25 protein-coding genes and 4 pseudogenes are annotated in these 23,737 nt (G+C 43.6%); 9 read left to right on the forward strand and 20 right to left on the reverse strand.

The window, feature by feature from the left end; all coding sequences use genetic code 11:
• The first annotated feature begins 45 nt into the window (after positions 1–45).
• Genes L1D22_RS11230 through L1D22_RS11240 form a run of 3 tightly spaced genes read left to right on the forward strand, consistent with a single transcriptional unit; the run spans position 46 to position 2,999 of the window.
• Complete coding sequence (locus L1D22_RS11230) at positions 46–1,146, forward strand: glycosyltransferase (RefSeq protein ID WP_239829829.1); 1,101 nt, start codon at positions 46–48, stop codon at positions 1,144–1,146.
• On the forward strand, positions 1,143–2,330 hold the full coding sequence (locus L1D22_RS11235; protein WP_239829830.1) for a glycosyltransferase family 2 protein: 1,188 nt from the start codon (positions 1,143–1,145) through the stop codon (positions 2,328–2,330). The genes L1D22_RS11230 and L1D22_RS11235 overlap by 4 nt, the downstream gene beginning before the upstream one ends.
• 9 nt (positions 2,331–2,339) lie before the next feature.
• A complete protein-coding gene (locus L1D22_RS11240) occupies positions 2,340–2,999 on the forward strand; it encodes a sugar transferase (protein ID WP_239829831.1) in 660 nt (219 codons plus the stop codon).
• A gap of 254 nt (positions 3,000–3,253) precedes the next feature.
• Here L1D22_RS11240 and L1D22_RS11245 read toward each other — a convergent pair.
• From L1D22_RS11245 to L1D22_RS11260, 5 genes and pseudogenes are all read right to left on the reverse strand, one after another.
• A pseudogene (locus L1D22_RS11245) lies at positions 3,254–3,577 on the reverse strand (hypothetical protein); the annotation flags it as partial.
• A gap of 10 nt (positions 3,578–3,587) precedes the next feature.
• Positions 3,588–3,838 (reverse strand): annotated as a pseudogene (locus tag L1D22_RS22385) (hypothetical protein); the annotation flags it as partial.
• Positions 3,839–4,250: 412 nt separating this feature from the next.
• Positions 4,251–4,538, reverse strand: coding sequence for a type II toxin-antitoxin system RelE/ParE family toxin (locus L1D22_RS11250; protein WP_053815743.1), 288 nt, complete (start codon positions 4,536–4,538; stop codon positions 4,251–4,253).
• Positions 4,535–4,816 carry a type II toxin-antitoxin system Phd/YefM family antitoxin gene (locus tag L1D22_RS11255; protein ID WP_239829832.1) on the reverse strand — a complete coding sequence of 94 codons (282 nt, stop codon included), beginning with the start codon at positions 4,814–4,816 and terminating at the stop codon, positions 4,535–4,537. Before L1D22_RS11255 ends, L1D22_RS11250 begins: the two co-directional genes overlap by 4 nt.
• 180 nt (positions 4,817–4,996) lie before the next feature.
• Positions 4,997–5,527, reverse strand: coding sequence for a hypothetical protein (locus L1D22_RS11260; protein WP_239829833.1), 531 nt, complete (start codon positions 5,525–5,527; stop codon positions 4,997–4,999).
• Between the two features lie 121 nt (positions 5,528–5,648).
• Between L1D22_RS11260 and L1D22_RS11265 the strand changes: the two genes are divergently transcribed.
• Positions 5,649–6,803 carry an IS110 family transposase gene (locus L1D22_RS11265; protein ID WP_239829834.1) on the forward strand — a complete coding sequence of 385 codons (1,155 nt, stop codon included), beginning with the start codon at positions 5,649–5,651 and terminating at the stop codon, positions 6,801–6,803.
• Positions 6,804–8,924: 2,121 nt separating this feature from the next.
• On the opposite strand, the gene artM is transcribed toward L1D22_RS11265, so the two are convergent.
• The 4 genes from artM to artP form a co-directional block, all read right to left on the reverse strand.
• The gene (gene artM, locus L1D22_RS11270) at positions 8,925–9,593 is read right to left on the reverse strand and encodes an arginine ABC transporter permease ArtM (protein ID WP_239829835.1); all 669 of its coding nucleotides are present in this window, start codon (positions 9,591–9,593) and stop codon (positions 8,925–8,927) included.
• Positions 9,590–10,276, reverse strand: a complete 687-nt coding sequence (gene artQ / locus L1D22_RS11275; protein WP_176681234.1) for an arginine ABC transporter permease ArtQ — start codon at positions 10,274–10,276, stop codon at positions 9,590–9,592. Before artQ ends, artM begins: the two co-directional genes overlap by 4 nt.
• A gap of 1 nt (position 10,277) precedes the next feature.
• Positions 10,278–11,009 (reverse strand): arginine ABC transporter substrate-binding protein, encoded by a 732-nt coding sequence (locus tag L1D22_RS11280; RefSeq protein WP_239829836.1) that lies wholly within the window; start codon positions 11,007–11,009, stop codon positions 10,278–10,280.
• A gap of 132 nt (positions 11,010–11,141) precedes the next feature.
• Positions 11,142–11,870 (reverse strand): arginine ABC transporter ATP-binding protein ArtP, encoded by a 729-nt coding sequence (gene artP, locus L1D22_RS11285; protein ID WP_239829837.1) that lies wholly within the window; start codon positions 11,868–11,870, stop codon positions 11,142–11,144.
• 524 nt (positions 11,871–12,394) lie between these two features.
• Between artP and L1D22_RS11290 the strand changes: the two genes are divergently transcribed.
• Together L1D22_RS11290 and L1D22_RS11295 are read left to right on the forward strand one after the other, a co-directional pair.
• The gene (locus tag L1D22_RS11290) at positions 12,395–14,230 is read left to right on the forward strand and encodes an ABC transporter ATP-binding protein/permease (protein ID WP_239829838.1); all 1,836 of its coding nucleotides are present in this window, start codon (positions 12,395–12,397) and stop codon (positions 14,228–14,230) included.
• A gap of 162 nt (positions 14,231–14,392) precedes the next feature.
• Positions 14,393–14,857 (forward strand): acyl-CoA thioesterase, encoded by a 465-nt coding sequence (locus L1D22_RS11295; RefSeq protein ID WP_017061819.1) that lies wholly within the window; start codon positions 14,393–14,395, stop codon positions 14,855–14,857.
• Between the two features lie 170 nt (positions 14,858–15,027).
• On the opposite strand, the gene L1D22_RS11300 is transcribed toward L1D22_RS11295, so the two are convergent.
• Complete coding sequence (locus L1D22_RS11300) at positions 15,028–17,283, reverse strand: peptidase U32 family protein (protein WP_239829839.1); 2,256 nt, start codon at positions 17,281–17,283, stop codon at positions 15,028–15,030.
• 104 nt (positions 17,284–17,387) lie between these two features.
• On the opposite strand from L1D22_RS11300, the gene L1D22_RS11305 reads away from it, so the two are divergent.
• Positions 17,388–18,050: a glutathione S-transferase gene (locus L1D22_RS11305; protein WP_239829840.1), complete on the forward strand. Its 663-nt coding sequence runs from the start codon at positions 17,388–17,390 to the stop codon at positions 18,048–18,050.
• Positions 18,051–18,207: 157 nt separating this feature from the next.
• Here L1D22_RS11305 and L1D22_RS11310 read toward each other — a convergent pair whose 3' ends face one another.
• From L1D22_RS11310 to L1D22_RS11340, 7 genes and pseudogenes are all read right to left on the reverse strand, one after another.
• The gene (locus L1D22_RS11310) at positions 18,208–18,657 is read right to left on the reverse strand and encodes a GyrI-like domain-containing protein (RefSeq protein WP_239829841.1); all 450 of its coding nucleotides are present in this window, start codon (positions 18,655–18,657) and stop codon (positions 18,208–18,210) included.
• Positions 18,658–18,704: 47 nt separating this feature from the next.
• Complete coding sequence (locus L1D22_RS11315) at positions 18,705–18,938, reverse strand: hypothetical protein (protein ID WP_239829842.1); 234 nt, start codon at positions 18,936–18,938, stop codon at positions 18,705–18,707.
• Between the two features lie 8 nt (positions 18,939–18,946).
• Complete coding sequence (locus tag L1D22_RS11320) at positions 18,947–19,198, reverse strand: Rho-binding antiterminator (protein ID WP_239829843.1); 252 nt, start codon at positions 19,196–19,198, stop codon at positions 18,947–18,949.
• Positions 19,199–19,368: 170 nt separating this feature from the next.
• A pseudogene (locus L1D22_RS11325) lies at positions 19,369–19,527 on the reverse strand (type B chloramphenicol O-acetyltransferase); the annotation flags it as partial.
• A gap of 108 nt (positions 19,528–19,635) precedes the next feature.
• Positions 19,636–20,367, reverse strand: coding sequence for an SDR family oxidoreductase (locus tag L1D22_RS11330; protein WP_215408079.1), 732 nt, complete (start codon positions 20,365–20,367; stop codon positions 19,636–19,638).
• Positions 20,368–20,457: 90 nt separating this feature from the next.
• A complete protein-coding gene (locus L1D22_RS11335) occupies positions 20,458–20,850 on the reverse strand; it encodes a nuclear transport factor 2 family protein (protein WP_048664979.1) in 393 nt (130 codons plus the stop codon).
• A 36-nt stretch (positions 20,851–20,886) separates the two neighbouring features.
• Entirely contained in the window at positions 20,887–21,603 is a 717-nt protein-coding gene (locus L1D22_RS11340) for an HAD family hydrolase (RefSeq protein WP_239829844.1), read from the reverse strand.
• A gap of 255 nt (positions 21,604–21,858) precedes the next feature.
• Here L1D22_RS11340 and L1D22_RS11345 point away from each other — a divergent pair, with 255 nt between their 5' ends.
• Positions 21,859–22,191 carry a PBPRA1643 family SWIM/SEC-C metal-binding motif protein gene (locus tag L1D22_RS11345; RefSeq protein ID WP_239829845.1) on the forward strand — a complete coding sequence of 111 codons (333 nt, stop codon included), beginning with the start codon at positions 21,859–21,861 and terminating at the stop codon, positions 22,189–22,191.
• 113 nt (positions 22,192–22,304) lie between these two features.
• On the opposite strand, the gene L1D22_RS11350 is transcribed toward L1D22_RS11345, so the two are convergent.
• The 3 genes and pseudogenes from L1D22_RS11350 to L1D22_RS11360 all read right to left on the reverse strand — a co-directional run.
• Positions 22,305–22,529, reverse strand: a complete 225-nt coding sequence (locus tag L1D22_RS11350; protein ID WP_239829852.1) for a hypothetical protein — start codon at positions 22,527–22,529, stop codon at positions 22,305–22,307.
• Positions 22,530–22,654: 125 nt separating this feature from the next.
• Positions 22,655–23,116, reverse strand: a complete 462-nt coding sequence (locus L1D22_RS11355; protein ID WP_239829846.1) for a DUF302 domain-containing protein — start codon at positions 23,114–23,116, stop codon at positions 22,655–22,657.
• Between the two features lie 145 nt (positions 23,117–23,261).
• Positions 23,262–23,423: pseudogene (locus L1D22_RS11360) on the reverse strand (GNAT family N-acetyltransferase); the annotation flags it as partial.
• Positions 23,424–23,580: 157 nt separating this feature from the next.
• Between L1D22_RS11360 and L1D22_RS11365 the strand changes: the two are divergent.
• The coding region (locus L1D22_RS11365) for a transposase (protein WP_239829853.1) at positions 23,581–23,737 on the forward strand (157 nt) is incomplete at its 3' end.

Consider the following 23,737-nt stretch of genomic DNA (forward strand, 5'->3'; position numbering starts at 1 on the left):
CAAGCTAAAAAGAAACATTAGAACGTTAGCGTAAGAGGCGAAATTATGGGAAAGCAACTCACAAAAAATAGCAAAAAGATAATACATGTTGTTCAGCACCTTGCACCGGGCGGTTTGGAAACGCTGACTCTGGATTTACTACGCCTTGCTAAGCCAAACGATCAAGTGTTAATCGTCAGTCTTGAAGGCACAAAAGAAGAATCCATCAAGAACTGGCCGAAACTTAAGCCTTACAACAATCAAATCGTGTTTTTAGGCAAAGAGTCTGGTGTTCAATTCAACATCATCATAAAGCTCATTAAAGCATTTAGAGGAATTCGTCCTGATGTTGTACACACGCATCACATAGGTCCTCTGCTCTACGCAGGTTACGCGGCTCGTGTATCAGGAGTTCCTACTCGAATTCATACCGAACATGATGCTTGGCACCTTCAAGACGACAAGCGCCGACGCTTACAAGCATTAGCACTCAAAGCCGCTCGTCCTACTTTGGTGGCAGATGCTACCCGTGTCTACAACCAACTCCGTTCTGCTTTCGCATATGAGAACATCATTACCATCAAGAATGGCGTGGACTGTAGCAAGTTTAAGCCAGTGTCGAAAATAAAAGCACGAACAGCATTAGGCCTACCACAAGATAAGAACATCGTTGGTTGCGCAGGTCGATTGGAGCACGTTAAGGGCCAAGACCAACTGATTCAAGCGCTTGCACTGCTGCCTAAAAATACCATCGTCGCTTTTGCTGGCGACGGTTCTAAACGCAAACAATTAGAACAACTGGCTACCACTCTCAACCTAAAGGAGCGCGTCATCTTTCTTGGGTTAGTGGATGACATGACGACTTTTTACGGTGCGCTCGATACTTTCTGCCTACCTTCTCGCCATGAAGGATTACCGCTTTCAACACTTGAGGCTCAAGCATGCAATATCCCAACTGTAGCGATGGATGTAGGCGCTGTCGATGAAACCTTATGCCCAATCAGCGGCAAGCTAGTGAAAAGTGGAAGCATTATAGGGTTAAGCCATGCCTTGTTAGAGAACGACCGCGCACCATTTCTATCTCCTCGTTCTTATATTCTGAACCACTTCGACATCGTTAAAATGGTCGCGTCTTATGACGACATTTCTGAAGGAGCTTACGCATGATTGATTGGGTACTCGCAAGTCTATGTTTGTTTTCTGGAATGTTAATTGTCTACCATCACGCCGCTTACCCCATTTTGTTGCGTTGGTACGCAAAACGTAATCCAGTGCGTCAAGTATCAGAAAGCTCTCGTTGTTATAAAGAGGAGCAACGAGACTCGACTCTTCCCTCTATCACTATTCTAGTTCCCGCTTTTAATGAAGAACAATGGATAGCTGAAAAGATTCGTAATCTCGCTTCGTTAGATTATCCAAAGAAGAAGTTGGAAGTGATCATTGCTTGTGATGGTTGTACCGATAAAACCGTCGACATTGCTCAGATGACCATCCAAGAAGCGATGTGTAGCGACATCCATTTTGAGATACACGACCACACACAAAACAGAGGTAAAGTGGCCGTAGTTAACGAAGAAGTGACAAATATTACTAGCGACATTACAGCGCTGAGTGACGTTTCAGCGCTGATTTCATTGGATGCGTTGCTAATTGCAGCTGCTCACTTTGAAAGTGACGCGGTGGGTGTAGTAAATGCAACATACCAATTATGCCCAACAGGTAACGAGGGAGAAAACACCTATTGGCAGTATCAAACAGCCGTTAAACAGTGTGAGGCATCACTGGGGTCTAGCCTAGGTTCACACGGAGCATTTTACCTATTCAGAACTGCACTTTTTACACCACTGCCACTTAATACTATTAACGATGATTTCATTTTACCTATGCAGATCGTTAAACAAGGTTATATCGCAGAGTACGAGACACAAATGATTGCTTTGGAACTAGAAGAGTCGAATTTAAAGACCGATTTCAACCGACGCTTACGTATTTCAGCAGGCAACATGCAGCAAGCGATACGTTTGTTTGGCTTGTTCAGCCCTAAGTTTAAAGGCATCGCTTTTGCGTTCTTCTCTGGCAAAGGCCTACGACTGTTAACGCCATACCTTATGATCGTGTGTTTGGTGTGTTCAATTCTGCTTAAAGATTATCTGTTATTTGAAGTACTGCTTTGGGCGCAAGTTTTTGTATACAGCATCGGTTTATTGGGGTGCATTCTACCGAAAAACCAAATTAATAAACCTATTTCGTTAATCTCATACTTAGTCGTTGGTCATTATGCCAACTTTATTGGTGGCTTACGTTACCTACTTGGACTAGAAAACTCACCTTGGACTCGAGCTAATCGTTAAGGACTGACCATGATAAACATTGAACAGCTATCTACTCAAAACCTATACCAATATAAAATCTCACGTGCGAAACGTACGTTCGACTTTGTCAGCTCATTACTAGCACTGATTATCTTGTCTCCGGTGTTTCCATTTATTGCGCTGGCTATTGTTCTGACGTCTCGAGGCCCAATCTTTTATCGTCAACTTCGTGTGGGTAAATCAACACCAGAGAAAATGGAAATCTTTGAGATCATGAAATTCCGTAGCATGTACGAAGATGCAGAAACTCGCTCTGGTGCAGTTTGGGCTACCGCGAATGACCCACGAATCACACCCGTTGGACGCTTTTTGAGAAAGACACGCCTAGATGAACTGCCACAACTGATAAATGTATTGAGAGGTGAAATGTCTCTAATTGGCCCACGCCCTGAACGCCCTACTTTTTACACCAAACTAGAGAACGAAATCCCTTACTTTGCTGACCGTACATACGGCGTAATGCCTGGTATAACTGGGCTAGCACAAGTTAACCAAGGTTATGACACCTGTATTGATGATGTACGTCGTAAAGTGGGTTTCGACCACAGTTACGCACTGAGTCTATGTTCTGTGAAATCTTGGATTATCGCTGACCTAAGCATTATCACTAAGACGATTGTAGTAATGGTCGATGGTCGCGGCCGTTAACCAAATCGCGGTTTTAAGTTAGTGAATTATAGATTAACAGCTTGTAGGTCATAGTCAGTTCCTAGACTGCAGTTCGAGCTAATCAGCTATGCGATCTTATAGTAAGGTACAGAAATACTCATCGAAATGTGTTGTGATTGCTTTGTTCACTGAACCTTCGATTCACTTAGTGCTATGTTAAGGCGCAGCTGGCTTAAACTCTATGACCTTAAACGTTAGTTCGACTTTAAACGAAAAGTGCCAAGCCACGTACATCACTTTTGAGTTTTCTGTTCTTTAGCGGTTTTCAAGGCCAGCTTTAAACCGTCCGCATCCTTACAACCAACATAAAACTGTTTCCCATCACTCAAGCTTAACTTCAACGCCGAGCCAATTGATGCATTATACAGCCATCCATCACTTAACATTCGGATACCAAACCCTTGATACCACTTCGTTTGGTAAAAAGATGTGTCGACGATTTCAGATACCTTCACAGTTTTGCGTAAGAACCCAAAGCCGAAATACCAAGTCAGTATGTCGCTTTTGAGTTCAATGGTCATGGAGAAGAACAGAACGGCAATTAAGGCGTTAATGGTTGAGCTAACCTTATCTTACAGTTAGCTTCCTAAATATCAGAGGTACGTAATGCAGACATATTCCAATAACCAGCCAAGTAACATCGCCTTAATACTGCCAACCCAAAGTATCAAACCAGAATAGCCTTGGCCCGGCCCTAAACCCCGTTTATTAAGCACATCGATAAACATAAACCCATTCCACAACACATGCAGTAAGGCTGTAAATCCATGCATACTAATAGCGACAGTTCCAAGTAACTTGTATCTGTTAATGACTGGTGTGCACTATGCTGCTTAAGTAGAAACCTAAGCAGCATAAAGAGTTAAACCCACCGGGTCATTGCAGACGCTAATGATGGAGATAGGTTAAGACCACTTGCGGAGAGCCTGTTAATGCGGCGGACACACTAGATGTCATCTAACGAATAAGGCACCGCAGTCGCGCAAGTCATCAGGGCCACGACGTATGCGAATCGTCGATAAGTAGGCCGAATGTAGAGCGGCAGTCCAAAACCCATCAACATAAGTTTAGCGGATGTTTGACAACCGGGGGAATCCATGTGGCCGCATTAAGTGGTGAGCAACGCCACCACAAAACCTAACCATACCGCCGTAAACGCAAAACCCAACGATGGAATGAAAAATGCCTTGTGTTGGGAACCTGTCTTAAACGCTTGTTATAACACAATTGCTACACGTCACTTTCAGTTAGCATTTGACGACAATTTCGTACAGTGAGGACACGAATTTCATGGCTGAGGCTATAAATGATTCGATAGTGACCAAACAAGATTTCGCGATAATTGGTATGAGGTAGTTCAGGAACCGTTCGCCCCATTTCTGGCATACTTGAGAGTAGTTCAGTTTTATCGAAAACCTCATTAACCCAGTTTTCTGCCGCCACTGGGTTATCCAGTGAAATGAACTCGGCTGCATCACCTAACTTTTGTAATGCTAGTGGTGACCAGACTACTTTCATTTCTTAATACGCCCCAACACTTGAGCGCGAGCAGCTTCATTAGAAACACCTAAACCTGAAGCTAGCTGTGCTTCAGCAGTACGCATTTCTTCCAGTAACTCGATCTTCTCTTGCATTGCTTCATATTCCGCAACATCAAGGACAACTGCAACACCCTTACCACGTTGTGTGATTACTAATGGTCTGCGAGTTTCGTTAATCTGCTTAATAAATGACGTTACGCCAGCACGAAATTCAGACAAAGGCTGAATATCTTGATCAAAGTGGATGCGGCTCATGTTGAACTCCTAACAGTACAATTTAGTGTACAAATAATAGTTCAACTAGCCATTTTGAGCAATAGCCGCGTTAAGTAGTGAGCAACGCAGACCACCGGACCTAAACTATTGTGCCGTAAACACTAAAACTGAAGCAGAAGCAAAAATGCCAAGCGTTGTGAATCCCTCTTAAATTGCTTGTTATGTGTTGGGTAGCTTGACAGAGAATTCACTTTCATTTTGTACTAATTCTAACGACATTCTCTTCTCATGAACCACGCTAAGAAAAACGTTAATCACGCTTACAAGCTGCATATAATACAATTCCTTTTTACTTTCTCTGTCTGAAGCAAAAAAGAACCCTGCGCAAACATGATTATCAGGAACAAACGGTGAAAAGTGATTGCTATGTACAAATTGATTACATAAAGCCTCCAAACTAAGTTGCTTTGAGCCGCCAGAAAGAAGCTGGTAGTCATTTATGAACTTATTTTGTTTAGACTTTTCTGCTATGGGGTAAGTCGTAATTTTCCAGTTAAGGCTTATGACATTATTGGGAAGTAAACCGCTTTCTTTCAATTTACGGATAGCGTAAAAGCCGAGAAAAATGGATTTTTCAACCGAAAACTCCAGCTCGTCATTCCAATCATTACTTCGGTAAAGCTTTTCAAGAGATTTAGCTGATTGCTCTAGCTCAGCTAACCAATACCTTTTCAATCGACCGTCAATCATAAAACCTCTTAAACACATAGACATAATGACCCCCACGAAAGATGCTAGCCTCCAATATCGTGGGTTAGCTTTAAGCCAGAGCCATAATTAGTGCGTTAAACAACTAAATTTGGAGGCTAGCATGAGTAAAGATAGCATAATTTTCATTGGCTTAGATGCGCATAAGTCATTTATTCAAGTCGCTGTTTTACAAGAACATCGAGGGGCAAACCCACAACACCTTGGCCGTATTAAATCTAACAAGTCCGCGCTTATTAAATTGGCCAGACAACTGCAATCCAAGTATCCAACAGCCACTCTGCACTTTGTCTATGAAGCAGGACCATGTGGTTACTGGACTTATCGCCTGATTACGAGCCTTGGACACTGCTGCTATGTCGTCGCTCCATCACTTATACCTAAGAAGCCAGGCGATAGAGTTAAAACTGACAAACGAGACGCAGCAAAGCTCGCCAAGCTGTTAAAAGCCGAAGAGCTTACACCCATCTATGTTCCAGAAGCCGAAGATGAAGCCATTCGAGATCTCTCGCGTGCCAGAGAAACGGCAATGAAAGATCTCCAAGACGCAAAGTTCCAACTCAAAGGCTTTCTTCTTCGCAATAATATCCAAGCGACGGTGAATGATAACTGGTCTAAAAAGCATCTACGGTGGCTGACCGACCTCATTCTTCCTCACCATAGTCAACAAATCGTCTTGCAAGAGATGATCATTACAATCAATGAGCGGATACAGCGGCTTCAACGACTCGATAATGAACTGCTCCATCAGGTCAAAAACTGGCGATACTATCCTGTTGTGAAAGCCATACAAGCTATGCGGGGTGTCAGGTTACTCGTCGCTCTTGGCACAATAGCTGAACTGGGTGACTTACGGCGGTTCGACCATCCAAGAAAGCTTATGGCTTACCTTGGGCTTGTTCCAACAGAAAACTCCAGTGGAGGTAAAACTCGTCGTGGCAGCTTAACAAAGTGTGGCAACAGTCGAGCCAGACGGTTACTCGTTGAAGGCGCACACACCTATAAGCATAAAGCGAACATCTCTGTAGAGCTTCAACTAAGGCAAGAAGGACTGCCTAAAGAGATAGTTGATATCGCTTGGCAAGCCCAGCAAAGGTTATGTCGTCGTTACCAACGGCTGCTACAAAAAGGTAAACACCGAAATGTCGTTGTGGTCGCCATCGCAAGAGAGATGATCGCCTACATCTGGGCGATTGCTCGTGAAGTTGTCATCAGCGACGTGGATCCTAAGACTCGAATCGCTCGATTACCGGCATGAAGACAAAATTAGTGTTATCGCATTGGATAAAGCATCGGGAGTGGCACAAACACCGACGGCGTTAGGACGGCAATATAGCTTCGGCTGTATTGAACCACGAGCATAGATTGAAGACAGGTGCTACGACGGAACAAGTAAGGTAGGCTCTACTCATCAAACGATGAGCAATCCACGTATATCAGCATGAGAACTGACGAACTTACTTGCTTCAAGCTCATGCATTAACTCGCCCTTTAGGCAAAGAGCAATGGTTCACACGAGCTAGGGGTTTAGGCGCTCAACTTGACATGGGGAGTCATACCAACGCCTTGCGCAGCGGCATTTTTGGAATTGAGCGTTTTGTGCTATCCAAGCGTAAAACGGGCAATGGAAAAAATGTCCGCTGATGAAACTTGTTATGTGTTAAGGACAACGAACAGCCCATCGCTGGCTGTTCAAAAGCACTCCGTTCGATGCAATACAATTGTTAAATTTGTCGTCACATTTTTGTTCATAAGGTGGTAGTGAGTCTGAACTGTGGAATGTAGCGCAGTCGTATACAATTCGTTGCGAGTTACCTATTACAACGTCTCTAGATGCGGAGAGCGACGCTATGCATTTTGGATCATTGGAACAAACATCCAAGCAAGTATTACCTGATGAACTAACAAGTTCGTCTTCGAGAGATATAACTGTCTTATTGGCTACAAAGCTGTTCTCAAGCCTCCAATAGTACAGCTGATCAAATGAGTTTAGCTCAAGGGTTAGTGGTCCATTGTTCGGTTCGAAATCACAACTCACTCCGCGCCCTGTGCCGTCATCAAGCATGACCGTGAGTTGTTTAAGCGTGCCAGTCGGGATAGTATGAGTCGCTGAAGGGCAACCTTCTGGATACTGCCCTAGATTTGCCAGAGCTTCGCAATGTGCTGATGATTCAATTCAACTGCCAAGTTCTGGCTCGCGCTGTTTGANTATGAGTCGCTGAAGGGCAACCTTCTGGATACTGCCCTAGATTTGCCAGAGCTTCGCATATGTGCTGATGATTCAATTCAACTGCCAAGTTCTGGCTCGCGCTGTTTGAAACTACTGGCGAACAATCATTCACATCGAACACGTTGTCACCGTTAATATCCTCACTTGCATCATCTACCCGATCTTCATTTAAATCCCAACAATTTATTCCTGCAGGACCAGCAGGACCAGCAGGACCAGCAGGACCAGTATTACCGTTATTACCTTCTAAAGGGCAGCCCGTTAATAACCAAGACAATCCAAGAATCAATGCTAATCGGCGCATTCTAGGCCTCCGTTCTTTTATGTTTTTGATAGTCATGCAGAATGAGTTTAGATGAAAAAAACACATAACTCTTAAGTATTTATCCGTTGCCGTAGCACAATGGATAAATACCTGTTGGACTTGGCCGCTTCTATCTATGGAATTTGCTTTTTAGGACTGGCTCACGTTCCACTATTGTCATTAAGACCAGTACCCCGTCAGCCGTCCATTTTCCACTTCTAGCCGCCAATTTATCTACAGCGACTATACCCGTTGCATAATCTTTTTACAAGCGAACAACACCCCTCTCTCGCCATAAAACAACGATAATTTTATTCATTATAATCAGACAACTAGGTCAGTCGGTGCTCTGAAACGACTATCCTAGGTCTAACATTGATGCACACGAGTACCATGCTGTTGCTATGGCAGATGGCAGTTCGGACAACACGGTTTCTCTTTCATCACTTCCGACTTCTCTGCGGTTCGCTCTCGTAAGCTATGCCTAATTTCCGCGATCGCTTTTACCCGCACCGCGTTAGCTAAAAAGCCATAATAGCGTATTCGCATTAGTCCAACATTTCTTAGACAGAAAAATTCTGCATTCAAATACAGAATTATTATACCTAGTTTCATATGGGCGAAACTCTACCATAATTAATTTCATAATTTCAGTGACTTAAAACAAAGATAAGCTCGCTAAATAGCAGGGCAAGTGGCATTTCCACAGCGCATGGTTCGACGAAAATCGTCCTGAGCTATATAACCACTGTTCATCTACACATATCCCAAACACAAAAAAGCCTGCCATCTAGCGAAGATAAATGGCAGGCTTTATACGTTAGTTAGACTTGTGAATTGCTAGCTTACGCAGCTTCGAATGCTAGGGCTTTTTTCTCTACTTGGCGGAAGATCAGCGTTAGAATGCCGTTTACTGCTAGGTAGAATGCGCCAGCAATACCGAACACGGTTAGTGTGTCGTAGGTTTGGCCGTTAATACGCTGAGCGTAGCCCATCAAATCCATGATGGTGATGGTGCTTGCTAGTGATGTGCCTTTGAAGACTAAAATCACTTCGTTCGAGTAAGCTGGAACAGCGCGGCGCAGTGCGTATGGCAGTAGCACTTTAAGTGTTGCGATTTTGTCCATGCCTAGTGCACGACATGCTTCCCACTGCCCTGCTGGAATCGCGTTGAATGCCCCTCTGAACAGTAGCGTGCTGTATGCCGCAGTGTTCAAAGCCAAGGCTAACATTGCGCAGAACCAAGGTTGGCTCAGCCAAGCCCACATAAAGCTTTCACGAATCCAATCGAACTGACCTGGGCCGTAATACACCAAGAAGATTTGAACCAATAACGGCGTACCAGTGAACAACGTGATGATGCCACGTGTTACCCAGTGAATTGCAGGTAATCTTAAGATCAATGTTACCGTCATCAACAGAGACAAGATACAACCAACAAGTAGTGAAGCGCCGGTCAGTTGAAGACTGGTGGCTAAGCCTTCAAGCATTTGAGAGAGGTATTGTTGATTCATGCCATTGCCCCTTTGTTACCCAAACCTTGAATAGAGAACTTACCATCAATCACTTTTACTGCTCTTTGTGTAATCAATGTGATGATTAGATAAATAGCTGCCGCCGTTGCGTACCAAGTAAATGCTTCGTGCGTTGCGGCTGATGTTAACTGCGCTTGCTTCAGTAGATCGGTGACGCCGATTAGTGAAACCAGTGCTGTATCTTTCAATAGAACCAACCACTGGTTCGTTAAGCCTGGTAGTGCGTGTCTTACTGCTTGTGGCAATACGATTCTGAAAAATGCGCGAGATTGAGGAATACCCAATGCACTCGCCGCTTCTCTCTGCCCTTTACTTACTGCTTTCAATGCACCACGAATGGTTTGTGAAGCGTAAGAAGCGAAGATAAGTGACAACGCAACAACACCAGATAAGAACGGGCTAACTTCAATAAAATCACCAGTGATCATGAAGAGCACTTGTGTTGAACCAAAGTAGATAAACAAAACTACCAAGATTTCTGGTAGACCACGTACGATTGTCACGAACGCGGTTGTCGGCCATTTGATCGCAATGCGACGAGACATTTCACCGCCAGCAAACAATACCGCTAAAACTAATCCAACCAATAGACTTACGAATGCAAGCTGAATAGTCATCCAGCTTGCTTCGACGAGCCCTAAAGAGTAACCCGTTAACTGCATATTACTTACCGAAGTACTTGTTGAAGATCTTGTCGTATTCGCCGTTCGCTTTAACTGCAACAAGTGCTGTATTCAGCTGTGCAACTAGCTCTGGGTTGCTCTTGTTTACTGCGATGCCAAAACCGTTACCGAAGTATTCTTGGTTTGTTACTTGCTCGCCAACGTACGTCAGGTTGTTTTCTTTCTTAAACCATTCCGCTACTACTGCTGTGTCACCAAAGACAGAATCGATACGACCGTTTTTCATATCGATGAATGCATCTTGGTAGCTTGAGTAAGGAACAGCTGTCACACCTGGCAGTTGCTCAAGTAGGTAGCTTTGGTGAGTAGAACCGTTTTGAACACCGATACGCTTACCTTCAAGTGCTGCTTGGTCTGCTACTTTGCCTTCAATAGAGATGAATGCTGCAGAGTTGTCGTAGTAAGCATCAGAGAAGTTTACTTGTTGAAGACGTGCTTCAGTGATGTCCATTGCCGAGATAGCTGCATCGTAACGTTTGAATTTAAGAGCTGGGATCAGGCTATCGAACGCTTGGTTGTGGAAAGTACATGTCGCTTTCATCTCTTCACAAAGTGCGTTTGCTAGGTCTACGTCAAAACCTTGGATTTGGTTGTTCTCGTCCATGTATTCGAACGGTGCGTAAGTTGCTTCCATTGCGAATTTGATTTCTTCTTGAGCCGCTGCATTGAAAGAAGCAAGGCCGATAAGTGAAGCTAGTAGAATCTTTTTCATTTTGTTACTCCGAATACATTGTGATAGTGGCCTGTGGCCATTCTTATAATTTGATTGTTTTAATCGATGTTGTGTTTAGGTAAATCTAGTCAATGACTTAGTGAGTCAGCTTAGGTTTAGTGAACGACTTACTTAGTGAGTCAAATATTCAGCAAACTCTGGAGTCTGCGGATTAATAAATGCGTCGTTGGTGCCGTGTTCAACGATGTAACCCTTCTCAAGGTAAAGAACATGGCTTGCAATCTTCTTGGCGAAATCAACTTCGTGAGTCACCACAACCTGAGTGATCCCTGTGCCGCTTAGCTCTTTAATGATGCTAACCACTTGGTTGGTGATCTCTGGGTCGAGTGCTGCTGTTGGTTCGTCGAACAGCAATACATCTGGCTTCATCATAAGAGCACGAGCAATCGCAACACGTTGTTGCTGACCACCAGACAGTTGCAATGGCCAAGCGTCTGCTTTGTCTGCAAGCTGTAAGGTCGTTAATACTTCTTGCGCTTGCTTAATCGCTTCTTGCTTATCCAAACCCGCAACTTTGGTTGGTGCTTCAATCAAGTTTTCCATCACCGTCATGTGTGGCCATAAGTTGTATTGCTGGAACACCATGCCGACTTTACGACGAAGTTTAAGCCCCTGCTTCTCTTGGATCTGGCTTGAAAAATCGAATTGCTCATCCGCAATGTCTAATTCGCCGTTGTCCGCGATTTCTAGCAGGTTCAAAACACGCAGTAGTGAACTCTTACCAGCGCCGCTCGGGCCAAGCAGTACCAAGGTTTCGCCACTCTCACAGTTAAAACTGATGTCGTGAAGAACTTGGATATCGCCATATGATTTGTTGATGCTCTTTACTTGAATACTCATGCCGGATTACTGCATTAATTGTCATTTGTTGGTTATTCTATTTAAACTGAACTTTTATGCAAGAAAAATGTATAAAAAATTAATTTGTTGAATTTTTGTAACAAACATTGCGCAAAAAACAGTCTCAATGACTGGTCTAACATCTCTAAAACACAAGTCATTGATAAAGCTAGTTTCTAGATAAAAGGCAAACGTTTTACCACTGATTTATAAATCAACAAGTACAGCGATAACTATGAACGCACTTCCCTATTACCGCCGATTTACTTGCATAAAAATAAGGGTTAAACAATCCAATAGCCCTTCAAATCACGAAAGTCAGAATGACTAATTTTCCTTTTAGCCAATCTTCTATGATTCATTTCGCCTTAATGAAATTTTGGAAATTGAGCTTCCATAGGAGCGTCCACCTGTAATAAATGCTTTAATGGGTTCTATTCTCAACAAGTGCTTCCCGTGAAAAATACGCACTACAAGCGACAAGCCATCTATTTTTTAAAGCGACAACACATTAAGGCAGTAATATGCAAAACGATGTCTCTTCTACGCTCGACTCCACTCAGCGACAGACTCAGCGATCAACTCAACAAGCACCAGAACCCAAACCTGAGAAGAAAAGCCTCAGTATTTTGCTAGAGCTGAGTAAATTTATTCAGCCCTATAAAGGTCGTGTGATAGCAGCGTTGATTGCGCTGATCTTCACAGCGAGCTTAACGCTTTCGGTTGGACACGGTATCCGTCTTCTTATCGACCAAGGATTCAGCCAACAATCACTATCAGACTTAGGCAGCGCGATTCAATTCATCATGGTCGTGGTCGTGTTGATCTCGATTGGTACCTTCTTCCGCTTCTATTTGGTCTCTTCTGTTGGGGAACGTGTGAGTGCGGATATTCGTTTATCGGTATTCAATCACGTTGTGACACTTCACCCGAGTTACTTTGAAACCAATGGCAGTGGCGACATCATGTCGCGTATCACAACAGACACAACTCTGCTCCAAAGCATCATTGGTTCATCGTTCTCTATGGCGATGCGCAGCGCGCTGATGTGTGCTGGTGCAATCATCATGCTATTCGCGACCAACATTAAGCTAACGCTGATCGTGTTGGCCTCTGTGCCGTTTATCTTGATTCCGATTTTGGTATACGGACGTCGAGTGAGAGCGCTTTCTCGTCAGAGCCAAGATTCGATGTCTGATGTGGGCTCTTATGCAGGCGAAGCGATCGAACACATCAAAACCGTACAAAGCTACAGCCGAGAAGCACAAGAGAAAGCATCGTTCGCGATTGAAGTAGAAAAGGCTTATGAGATTGGTCGTCAACGTGTAAAACAGCGCGCGATACTTATATCAGGCGTGATTGTTATCGTGTTCAGCGCGATTGCTAGCATGCTTTGGGTTGGCGGTAGTGATGTGATTAACGGCACGATGTCGGCGGGCGATCTGGCAGCGTTTGTCTTCTACGCGATTATGGTCGCTTCATCGCTAGGAACGATTTCTGAAGTGATGGGTGAACTGCAACGTGCGGCAGGTGCAACCGAACGATTGATCGAGATTCTGCAAGTTGAAAGTCATATTGTCGCGCCTGTAGAAAACCCAACATCGCTAGATAACTTAACACCAGAAGTCGCGTTTGAAGATGTGACCTTCTGTTACCCATCAAGACCAGATCAACCAGCAACAAGTAACCTCTCTTTGACTGCGCATGAAGGTAAAGTGTTAGCATTGGTTGGCCCGTCTGGTGCAGGTAAAACCACCCTATTCGAATTGCTGCAACGTTTCTATGACCCTCAAGTAGGTAAAGTGACGTTAGGCGGTATTGAGCTGAATCAGTTTGATCCGAACGAGCTCAGAAAGCAGATGGCGTTAGTTCCGCAGCAACCCGCCCTGTTCAGTAACGATGTGTTCCATAACATTCGCTACGGCAATCCAGATGCGACCGATGAACAAGTTATCGAAGCGGCTAAGAAAGCGCACGCGCACGAGTTCATTCAGAACTTACCTGAAGGCTATCACAGCTTTCTTGGTGAACGTGGTGTGAGGTTGTCTGGCGGTCAACGTCAGCGAATTGCGATTGCACGTGCCATCTTGAAAGACCCAAATATTCTGTTATTGGATGAGGCAACCAGTGCGCTAGACAGTGAAAGTGAGCATCATGTTCAGCAGGCATTGGAAGAATTAATGCGTGGCAGAACGACGATCATCATCGCCCACCGATTATCAACAATCAAACACGCAGACCAAATTGCGGTACTTGATAAAGGACAGCTGGTAGACATCGGCGACCACCAGTCGCTCATCAATAGCTGTGAATTGTACCAACGCTTAGTTGAGCTGCAATTCAAACACCTCAATGCCTAACCATTGCGTACATGTGTAACTAAGTGACTGACATTGTGTGATTTCGAGCTTCAAAAACTTGAATCACACGTGTTGCAGTTTTGTTAATTTGGCGGTAGGGTTTTTATTCCAATAACAACTTATTCCGATGAAGGATAAGCGAATAACAATAAGAGAGTTCGCATGGAAGCACTATTATCTGACTACCCGGTAGTAACAGAAATCCCTGTCGCTTGGGGAGAAATGGACGCACTTAATCACGTTAACAACGCTGTGTATTTTCGTTATTTCGAAACGGCTCGCTTGGACTTTTTCAAGCATGTCGAACTGATGGAAGAGATGGCTATCACCAAAGTTGGCCCTGTTCTTGGCGACACTTATTGTAAATATTTCCGACCTGTTACCTACCCTGATACTTTGATGGTGGGTTCACGAGTCACCGACATTCAAGACGACCGCTTTACTATGGAATACGCGATCGTCAGTAAAGCTCAACAGAAGCTGACGACGGTTGGCACTGCGACCATTGTGATGTTTGATTTCGCTTCGAACCAAAAAGCACTGCTCTCACTGCGCTTAACAAACGAAATCGAAAAGATGAACACGTTGAAAAGCCCATGCTTCAAACAAGAAGCTGTGACTGAATAACGTATGCACTGATTAAGACCGACTCAGTAAGTCTCAGACACTAAAAAGCCACTCGATTGAGTGGCTTTTTGTTTATTGGTTCAGGGTGCTCATAAGCAGTTAAGGCTTATAGACCTTGAACGCTCTTTGTCTTAAAAGCTATAAACCTTACAGCTTATAGACCTTGAACCCTATAAGCCTTGGACGTATTGAGCGTTAGTACGAATCTCAACCATCTGCTCTAGGTTCTGTTGTGAACCTTCTACGCCGTTCAGTAGCGCTTCGAAGTGCTTGATAAGCTCTACTTTGTCTTGTACTTCTTTCGAACCCGCACCAATGTTGGTTAGGTCGATGAAGAACTCGTCGAACAAGCCTGAGAAATCCGTTACAGCGTCATGGTTCAGGAACTGCTCGTGGTTGTAAATGCTTGGGTAGCCACCCTTCTGTTTATCAACCGCGAAAGAGATGCCTTTCACATTAGTAATCGTGGTCGCTTTCTCACACTTCAACATACAACCTGCTTCAATGCTTGGCTTGTTACAACCTACCGTTCTTTGGAAGAAACACTGACGGCTGGTCATCATCAAGATTGGGTGGTAGATGCTGTAGAACAGTTTGAAGTTCTCTGGGCGGCGAATATGACGAATCTGACCTTTGTTGATCTCATTCGAAATGAATGCACCCGCACAGTTAAGCTCTTCTTTCAGAGTCACTAATGCGTGAGAGTTGGTTGTGTTCATGAACGGACCTGCAACCCACTCCATGCCCATTTCGTAAGCCTTGTACGCAATACCCGTGTTGTTGGTCACGATGCGCGCAGGTTTGATCTCTTCAAGAATACGAACCGCTTCGTCGTAATCTTTACCGATCAATACCGCTGGGAACCAAGGAATCAAACGTGGGTTTGCAGCCAAGATGTCGATGTACTTGTTGCAACGCTTCTTGAAGCTTTCAGGCAGTTTGAAGTACACATCGGCATCAGTTACGTCACACAGGTGCAAGTCTTCCACATCAGCAATCAGCATCGACATGGTTGGCTGTTCATTTACTTTAGGATGTTGTGGCAGTGCTGGCACTTCAACGTGCTTAATCACTTCCACAGAGCCGTTCAGAATGAAGTCGATCTCGTCTTTAAGGTCAGACACTTCTTTCAATGGAATCACAAGGCCAGCGTCAACTTCACTGAAGTCGTGGCTTTCTAGTGTATGAACCGCACTCTTCACGTTCTTGAAACGCTTCTCAAGCAGCTCTTGGGTGATCGCCTTCTCTTCAACCGCCACAAGTAGCGATTTAGATTGAAGGGTAAAGTTCTCTTTTGATGTGTTCACAGTCACCGTAAATGGCTGACCTTCTTTCGCACTGAAAGACAGAACAACTGGCGTTTTACGAATATCAAGGAACTCGATCTTTTCACGCATCTCGTTGCCAAGAACGTCTTTCGCTTGGTGAAGTTCGTTCGTCACTTCTTGAATCTGTACTACCGAGATTTCGTTGTTCTGCTCCGTCGCTTTCTCAACAGCGTAGTTCATGCTGTTGTCGCGCGGGTTATCAATGAACATGTCTTTCGTCAGGTTGCCCTTTAAGAAAGAGTTAGTGAAATCACGGTTGAATACTTTGTGCAGGTTCGAATCATCTTCGATCAGCAAACCACTCTCTACAAAGCTATCAATCTGTTTGCGCCACGTGTCTACCACTGTGTAAACGTAGTGTGCGCCTTTAATACGACCTTCTACTTTCAATGAGTCAACTTTCGCGTCAACCAATTCAGGTAGATCGTAGTAAGCTGAGTTATCTTTTAAGTTAAGTGGGAACTTGTTGCCCGCGTTGGTGATCTCGTATTCATCACGACACGCTTGGCTACAACGACCACGGTTACCCGAGTTACCCACACTTACAGAGCTTGAGTAGCATTGACCAGAAAATGCAATACACAACGCGCCGTGTACGAAGACTTCTGTCAGTACATCGTGATCGTGTGCCACTTCTGTCAGCATCTTAATTTCTGGAAGGTTTAACTCACGTGACAAGTTAACGCGAGTTGCGCCAATCTTAGACAAGAACTTAATCTGGCCTTCGTTGTGCGTTGTTAACTGAGTTGATGCGTGAACATCCAGTGATGGGAAGTGCTTCTTCACTAGGTTGAACAAACCCAAGTCTTGAACGATGATGCCGTCGACTTTGGTGTTCACCAGTTGGTTAAGTAGCTTAGTGATGCTCTTCGTTTCGTGCTCAAGCAGTACAACGTTAAGAGTCAGGAACACTTCACAGCCGTATTCATGAGCAAGGCGAATTACACCGTTCAATTCATCTAACGATAGGTTAGAAGCTCTGTTACGAGCATTGAAGGTGTCTAAACCACAATAAACCGCATTGGCACCAGCTACGATGGCTGCTTTTATCGCTTCTACATCGCCACCTGGGGCTAATAACTCAATTTTTCTGCTCATTTTTGAAGTCGCTCACTTACTTATAATTTTTAAGCCGCGTATTCTACCCACATCACGATCTCTTTACCACCGTACAACACTTTTCAAACTAAATGACCTCAATAATGCCGAACGAATCCGACCTACCTATCCTCTACTCTTTGCGCCGCTGCCCTTATGCAATGCGCGGAAGAATGGGCATCGCACTATCACAGCAAAAAGTGTTACTTCGAGAAATCGTCACCAAAGACAAGCCTAGCGAACTCTTGGCCAGCTCGCCGAAAGGCACAGTACCGGTACTGGTGTTGCCACAAGGTACGATTATAGAACAAAGCATAGAAGTGATGATTTGGGCATTGGAACAAAACGATCCTCAAGATCTGATGCGTTCAAGTGAGCCAGAACTAAACCAAGAGATTCTTGAGTTGATTGCTCGTAACGACAATGAGTTTATTGGTCACCTAGAAAAGTACCGTGCATCTGTTCGCTATCGAAACATTGATACTGAACAACGCAGAAAAACGTGTGAAGGGTTTATCTCAGAACTGGAAAGTAAACTCGCTCAACACGAGTACCTGTTTGGCGATACACCTAGCCTAGCCGACTTTGCTGTGATGCCATTTGTTAGCCAGTTTGTACGAGTTGAAAAGAAGTGGTTTGTGAAATCTGAATATCAAAGCGTAGGACGTTGGTTAAGAGCACACCTCGACAGCAAACTCTACACCCAAGTAATGAAGCAATACCCTTTGTGGAATGAAACTAAGCAAGATTGTCTTTTTGGTGGATAAGGGTAATTCAAGGATAGAGAAAGCATGTGGCAATCAAGGTAATTACGTGACACTGTATCTTCTTTGTAATTGGCTGGTATTCAAAGGCTAAACCCTTAACCCATCTCTTAGTTAGACAGCACAGTCTAAGTTAAGCCTTTTGTCCTCTTTCATCCAATCACTTAATCGCTATCGAAATCTCGACAGCCGTTTCACCTTTGTAAAACTCAAAATCAGTTCTGTAAGTTCGCGTATGTGGACAATCTGGCGCGTTGAAATAAGCCCACACCTCTCCCCATAAATCGATAACCGCTTGTGGTAGTTCACCTTCAGCTGAGAATGTTAGGTATTTACCTGCTTCGATATTGGTTTCGACTAACTCATCCAAATTGTTATCGGTAAGCGCATTGGTACACGCGATAACATCAAACTCGCCGGTAAAATCCGACTCGTAGTTGGTGTAGACGCCATACACCTTTGAATCAGGTGTCAGCTTGGGAAAAGCTTGATCGAAAAATCCTTGCCATAATTGGCCTATCTTTGCCTTTGCTGGGTCAACTTCGTTAGTGTTAGTGGTTCTAACCGAAAAGCCGTACGCCTTTACGGCTTCAATCGTTTCTACTTTCATTTGTTTAATTCCTTAACCAAAACCGCTGTCATCGCTTTGGATCAACTCTAATCTTGTATCTCTTTATGACCACACTTTTCACACACAAGGTGGCGAGAAAATTCGTCCATTGACGCGATAAATGGACCAAGAAACCAGCCTTTTATCATGCCTGCCCAAAACTCGCTTCGCTTTTGGTTAGGTTTGTCTGCAAACGCACTCGTCTTTCTGACCAACACAACAACATGTTGTGTCTCTTCTCTGCACGCGGCGCAATAGCATCGTTCTATGGTGTTATTCATTTGAAAGCCTATGACGTTTTGAATGAAATCTGCTGAAAATGAGGATTGTCGATACAGACTTCTAGTGTCGAAAGATCAGTGAGTACGACAAGTTGTTCTGCACCTTGAATACTGACCTTAATGCACTCTTCACGGCTATCGTTGCGTTGAGTATCTAATCCGACACATTCAATCTGTTCGCCAGACTTCAGCGTTAATTTGATTGGGTATCGGTGCATACACACAATCTCAATATAATCGTAATCGTTGCAACTGATCATAATACCCCTCCAATTTATCCACCACACTAATGCGACACGTCATACTATGCAATATTCATATAATCAATAAGTTACTCGTATCACAATCACATTGCGATCATCAGATTATTGAGTGATTTGTTAAATTTAATCTCGTTTTCACCATTCACATTTCTTCTGTGATAGACAATTTAAGGCTTCGAGAATCCTTTCCAATAATGATACAAACCACCAATGTCTGAAGAGCACATTAAGGTCATGGCGCCTTTGATTTGCTCTTCATTCCATGCCCACCATTTCATTTCTAATAGCTGAGTAATCTGAGCTTCACTAAAGCGATAACGAATATTCAAAATAGTTTTTCATGTTTGTACTCTTAGTTTCGTTCTTTTAGTTAGGTACTTTTGTTGCGTGATGATGCTTTTAATTGATTTCTTTAGTGTAAAGACTTCCGTGTGCTATCGACCGCCCGCAATATCAATAAACGAGCCGGTTACATACGAAGCTTCGTCTGATAATAACCATGCAATAGAGTTAGCCACCTCTTCTGGTGTGCCGCCTCGTTGTAACGGTAGCTGCGAAGCTAGTCTGTCTACGCGATCAGGTTCTCCGCCGTCTGCGTGCATCTCAGTATAAATACAACCTGGCCTTACGCCATTCACTCGGATGTTACGCGCTGCAAGCTCAAGTGATAGTCCTTTGGTCAGTGAATCCATCGCACCTTTCGATGCTGCGTAATCCACATACTCAAACGGTGCACCTGTGCGAGAAGCGGCAGACGATACATTCACAATCGACCCTGCACCATCGGCTTGTTTGATAAAGGCTTTACTGCATAAGAAACAGCTTGAGACATTCGATTTCATGACCTTTTCAAAGCGATCAATCTCGATGTCTTCTAGTGCAGATTGGGTAAACAAGATCCCGGCGTTATTCACTAAATGGGTAATCGGCCCAAGCTTATGACGGGCAATCTCGAACAGGGATTTTACGTCAGATTCTACCGACACATCGGCACGCACACAGATAGCAGTACCGCCCTGTTCGCGTATCTCATTCACCAGTTCATCAGCTCTTGATTCGTTGTGTATGAAATTGACACACACCGCATAGCCTTGTTTTGCTAATAGCTTCGATGTAGCGGCACCAATGCCTCGGCTTCCGCCTGTAACGATTACGACCTTGTTCATGACATCTCCTAACTCGCTGACTTTTAATTTATCTCATTGTTGTTATGCACATACTCTATTGTGAGCTTCGAGTTCTTGCATTTGGCCTTGCTACTTGAGTGATTCAGGGCTCGCTATCTGAACCCACTTTGCACGCCACTCTTGTGCAGCAAAGCCATCAGGCCAAAACTCGGTTTGTTTTTGGATTAAACCATCAACAACCGTGTGAAAGGTAATCACGCGATCGTTTAATACGCTGTCCGTCACTGATACATCTGTCACGACAGTATCACCTTCGCAAACAATCGAGTTCAGCTCAAACTTCCAAATCCCATTCGCTGGGTATTCAGAGTTGATCGCTGTGAAGTTATCACGCCCTACCGTCAACTCAGACGACTGAGGCCAATAACCTTGAAAATCTTCCGCTAGCCATTCGGCCGCTTTGGCAAAGTCGTTGGTGCGCATTGCATCCCAATATCCTAATACCACTTGTTTTGGTGTCATTATTCTTCCTTAAATTATCAAGTCCGTTAAAAGCGATTAAGCATATTTACCAATGATCGTTAAAAGATCTTCGACATTATTAGCAATGTAATCGGGTTTGGTTTGCCAGTTTTCGGGTTCAGAGCGGCTATAACCCGCTGCTACCGCAATGACTTTTGCTTTATCGCCAAGTGCAGCTTCGATATTGCGTGCAAACTGTGTGTCCGCTTCATGATCGCCGATATACATCAAACAGAGTTTATCGGTTTGCGCTTTATCAAAGATATTTTCAACACACTTGATACCACCGAATGGATGCGGTTTTTGGTTGCCATTTGATACGTCGTCATAACCGACAACCGATTTAAACAAATCACCAATGCCATAACTGTCGAGTACACCACGAATATTTAATTGAGAGTTTTGAGAGCAAATACCATGAGGAAGATGGGCGAACTGGCTAATCACCACTTCCATTCCATCATACAGCGCGACTGGCGTTTGATTTTTCTCTTGATGCTCGGCCCACATTCCACCCGCTATCAACATTTCGTCATGTGATAACCCGTAATAATCGACATATAAGGCTTGCCAGTTTTTAGCGCCGTGGTTGGCTTCATGATAAAGCGCTTCACTCAACAAGTATTTGGGTAAATTATCACCTGACAAGTGTGGAGCAACCGCAGAGATTATATCTTTGGTAATCGCGATATTTTTGGGAACAGAATTGACTAAGGTTCCATCATAATCCCATAGAATGGCATCTAATTTCATACACTATCTCTTTGTTTAAATTAACAATTTGAATTTATCATTCAAAAGCGTATTAAGGGAAATCTTATTGTCTTGAATTTCAAAATTTATCTAATCAGAGCAAAGCTAGATAACAATCCGTTGCTCGCGAGCAAAAACCAAACAGCCTTTACTCACATCACTGCTTTATCAATTGCAATATATGCGTATAATCCCCGCTCCATTGCGCTATCGCCATTAAAAATAGCGCCTTTCAACATTTTTAATGAGTACCCAATGTCGAAACTATTTTTCAAAGGCCGTATCGAAACAAGACAGAACCACGTTCTTGCAGGCTACAACGTAAACCGCGATGTGAAAGCGGGTACTGAAGAATCTCCAATTGCTGTAATGGCTCAAACTGACGCACGCAAAGCAGAAGTCGAAGCACTAGCTGCTGAAAATACTATCTTCGTTACCGTTACAGTAAACGCGGACAAAGAAGAGAACACCATCGAGCTTGATACTCTACTAAACAAGCCAAAAACGATGACGTTTGAAAAAACGCCTAACCGTAACGATCCATGTTCTTGTGGTAGCGGTAAGAAATACAAGAAGTGCTGCGCATAAGCGTTTCTGATTCACGCTACTCATAGTGTGATTAAGACGATTGATTTAAACGGGCAGATCACTACGATCTGCCCGTTTTTTATGCCCTGAGTTATTCTTTAAAGAATGCAGCGTTAGTCAAGATTATCGGGTGTCCGTAAGTACGTTCCACATTTTGTGCACTTGTAGTCTCCAGTAGTGTTATTGGAGATGAGTGACGAAAAAATTTGCTGGAGTAAACCCGGTTTCTTTTCTTCTTGAGGCGCTTGCTGCACTTGATTGCTGAACATTGTATATTTATGCAGTGTCAGTATTTTGCAATTACAACAAAACGCTCTCGTCTGCTCACTCCCATACATAATAGCTATAAACCTTATCGATAACAGAAACTTAACGCATGAAAACATGCCACAAGTTGAATTAAATCGATACATTTTATAAAGGTGTTCGAACATCAAAATGCTCAAGTGTGATCTCGGTGGCCTTAGTTTTGAACCTTCGCCACTGTTGCTTCTGATAGCTTGCTTAGTACACCTGAAATTTTCTTAATCACTTCATCACAACCGTTAATTGCGTGACGGTTTAACAAGTAATTAGGATCGTTGTAAGACAGCCACACTTTCTTGTTCGCGTCTTCACTTACCAACACCTTCTGCGGTAAATCAATAGCGACCTCTTGAGCACATTGCATCAATGGCGTGCCTACTTTTGGATTACCGAAAATAATAACTTCAGTTGGTTTAAGCTCGAGGTCAACGTTACTCGCGTTTTTTTGATGGTCGATTCTCGCAAACAATGTCAGGCCTTTGCTTTTTGCTATCTCTTCAAAGCGGTCTGCTGTCTCTTTCACTGAATAATTACTTTGGTACTTTATCAAACCGTCAGAAGCGGCGACTGAAAAGGATGCCGAAAGTAAAATGGCGCATAGGGGTAGTAGTTTTTTCATTGTTACCTCTGAGATTTAACCTAATTAAACATACGTTTATCGCGCCATCTTAACGTCGTGGCGTAACCTTCTTCAGTATAGACTTGTTTCAAATCTCAGTTTGCCGAGAGGATCACCTTTCTAATGCGTCTTATTATCATGCGTTGTAACCAACCAATTTTTCTTGCTTGTATAGAAGAGCACGCATATGTGGCAGCTGTTTGTAATAGGAACGTTCGACTTGATGATCAGGGAATGCACCGTTTCTCAGAGCAGCAATGGCTTGATGTTGTTCTTTGGACACTTCAATTTCAGATATGATTTCCATACAGTCCCTTGTGATTTCTAACTCATAGTAATTGTTATCATGAGATTTACATTAAATTTTCATACCTAGGGCATGTTGATCTTTCGAGAGTGTTTTTTGAACAGCATGGTAAAGAGTTATAATTTGCTTCGCCAAAAGTAAAACCATAACCAATACCATGCCAAGAACAATGCTAACTGATATTCGCTGGAAACTGCTACTCCAAGTTATGAAAAGTACAGGTCGTATTTACGATAAAACTGAACATCGAATGACATTTGAAGGAATACTTTATCGAATGAGAACAGGTATTCCTTGGCGGGATCTACCCTCTG

This window comes from Vibrio sp. Isolate34 (assembly GCF_022397915.1).
Taxonomy (GTDB): Bacteria; Pseudomonadota; Gammaproteobacteria; order Enterobacterales; family Vibrionaceae; genus Vibrio.

Bases quoted from the DNA above. Each gene is read 5' to 3' on its own strand.
- L1D22_RS11230 (WP_239829829.1), top strand. From the start codon at position 46: ATGGGAAAGCAACTCACAAAAAATAGCAAAAAGATAATACATGTTGTT.
- L1D22_RS11235 (WP_239829830.1), top strand. From the start codon at position 1,143: ATGATTGATTGGGTACTCGCAAGTCTATGTTTGTTTTCTGGAATGTTA.
- L1D22_RS11240 (WP_239829831.1), top strand. From the start codon at position 2,340: ATGATAAACATTGAACAGCTATCTACTCAAAACCTATACCAATATAAA.
- L1D22_RS11250 (WP_053815743.1), bottom strand. From the start codon at position 4,538: ATGAAAGTAGTCTGGTCACCACTAGCATTACAAAAGTTAGGTGATGCA.
- L1D22_RS11255 (WP_239829832.1), bottom strand. From the start codon at position 4,816: ATGAGCCGCATCCACTTTGATCAAGATATTCAGCCTTTGTCTGAATTT.
- L1D22_RS11260 (WP_239829833.1), bottom strand. From the start codon at position 5,527: ATGATTGACGGTCGATTGAAAAGGTATTGGTTAGCTGAGCTAGAGCAA.
- L1D22_RS11265 (WP_239829834.1), top strand. From the start codon at position 5,649: ATGAGTAAAGATAGCATAATTTTCATTGGCTTAGATGCGCATAAGTCA.
- artM (WP_239829835.1), bottom strand. From the start codon at position 9,593: ATGAATCAACAATACCTCTCTCAAATGCTTGAAGGCTTAGCCACCAGT.
- artQ (WP_176681234.1), bottom strand. From the start codon at position 10,276: ATGCAGTTAACGGGTTACTCTTTAGGGCTCGTCGAAGCAAGCTGGATG.
- L1D22_RS11280 (WP_239829836.1), bottom strand. From the start codon at position 11,009: ATGAAAAAGATTCTACTAGCTTCACTTATCGGCCTTGCTTCTTTCAAT.
- artP (WP_239829837.1), bottom strand. From the start codon at position 11,870: ATGAGTATTCAAGTAAAGAGCATCAACAAATCATATGGCGATATCCAA.
- L1D22_RS11290 (WP_239829838.1), top strand. From the start codon at position 12,395: ATGCAAAACGATGTCTCTTCTACGCTCGACTCCACTCAGCGACAGACT.
- L1D22_RS11295 (WP_017061819.1), top strand. From the start codon at position 14,393: ATGGAAGCACTATTATCTGACTACCCGGTAGTAACAGAAATCCCTGTC.
- L1D22_RS11300 (WP_239829839.1), bottom strand. From the start codon at position 17,283: ATGAGCAGAAAAATTGAGTTATTAGCCCCAGGTGGCGATGTAGAAGCG.
- L1D22_RS11305 (WP_239829840.1), top strand. From the start codon at position 17,388: ATGCCGAACGAATCCGACCTACCTATCCTCTACTCTTTGCGCCGCTGC.
- L1D22_RS11310 (WP_239829841.1), bottom strand. From the start codon at position 18,657: ATGAAAGTAGAAACGATTGAAGCCGTAAAGGCGTACGGCTTTTCGGTT.
- L1D22_RS11315 (WP_239829842.1), bottom strand. From the start codon at position 18,938: ATGAATAACACCATAGAACGATGCTATTGCGCCGCGTGCAGAGAAGAG.
- L1D22_RS11320 (WP_239829843.1), bottom strand. From the start codon at position 19,198: ATGATCAGTTGCAACGATTACGATTATATTGAGATTGTGTGTATGCAC.
- L1D22_RS11330 (WP_215408079.1), bottom strand. From the start codon at position 20,367: ATGAACAAGGTCGTAATCGTTACAGGCGGAAGCCGAGGCATTGGTGCC.
- L1D22_RS11335 (WP_048664979.1), bottom strand. From the start codon at position 20,850: ATGACACCAAAACAAGTGGTATTAGGATATTGGGATGCAATGCGCACC.
- L1D22_RS11340 (WP_239829844.1), bottom strand. From the start codon at position 21,603: ATGAAATTAGATGCCATTCTATGGGATTATGATGGAACCTTAGTCAAT.
- L1D22_RS11345 (WP_239829845.1), top strand. From the start codon at position 21,859: ATGTCGAAACTATTTTTCAAAGGCCGTATCGAAACAAGACAGAACCAC.
- L1D22_RS11350 (WP_239829852.1), bottom strand. From the start codon at position 22,529: ATGTATGGGAGTGAGCAGACGAGAGCGTTTTGTTGTAATTGCAAAATA.
- L1D22_RS11355 (WP_239829846.1), bottom strand. From the start codon at position 23,116: ATGAAAAAACTACTACCCCTATGCGCCATTTTACTTTCGGCATCCTTT.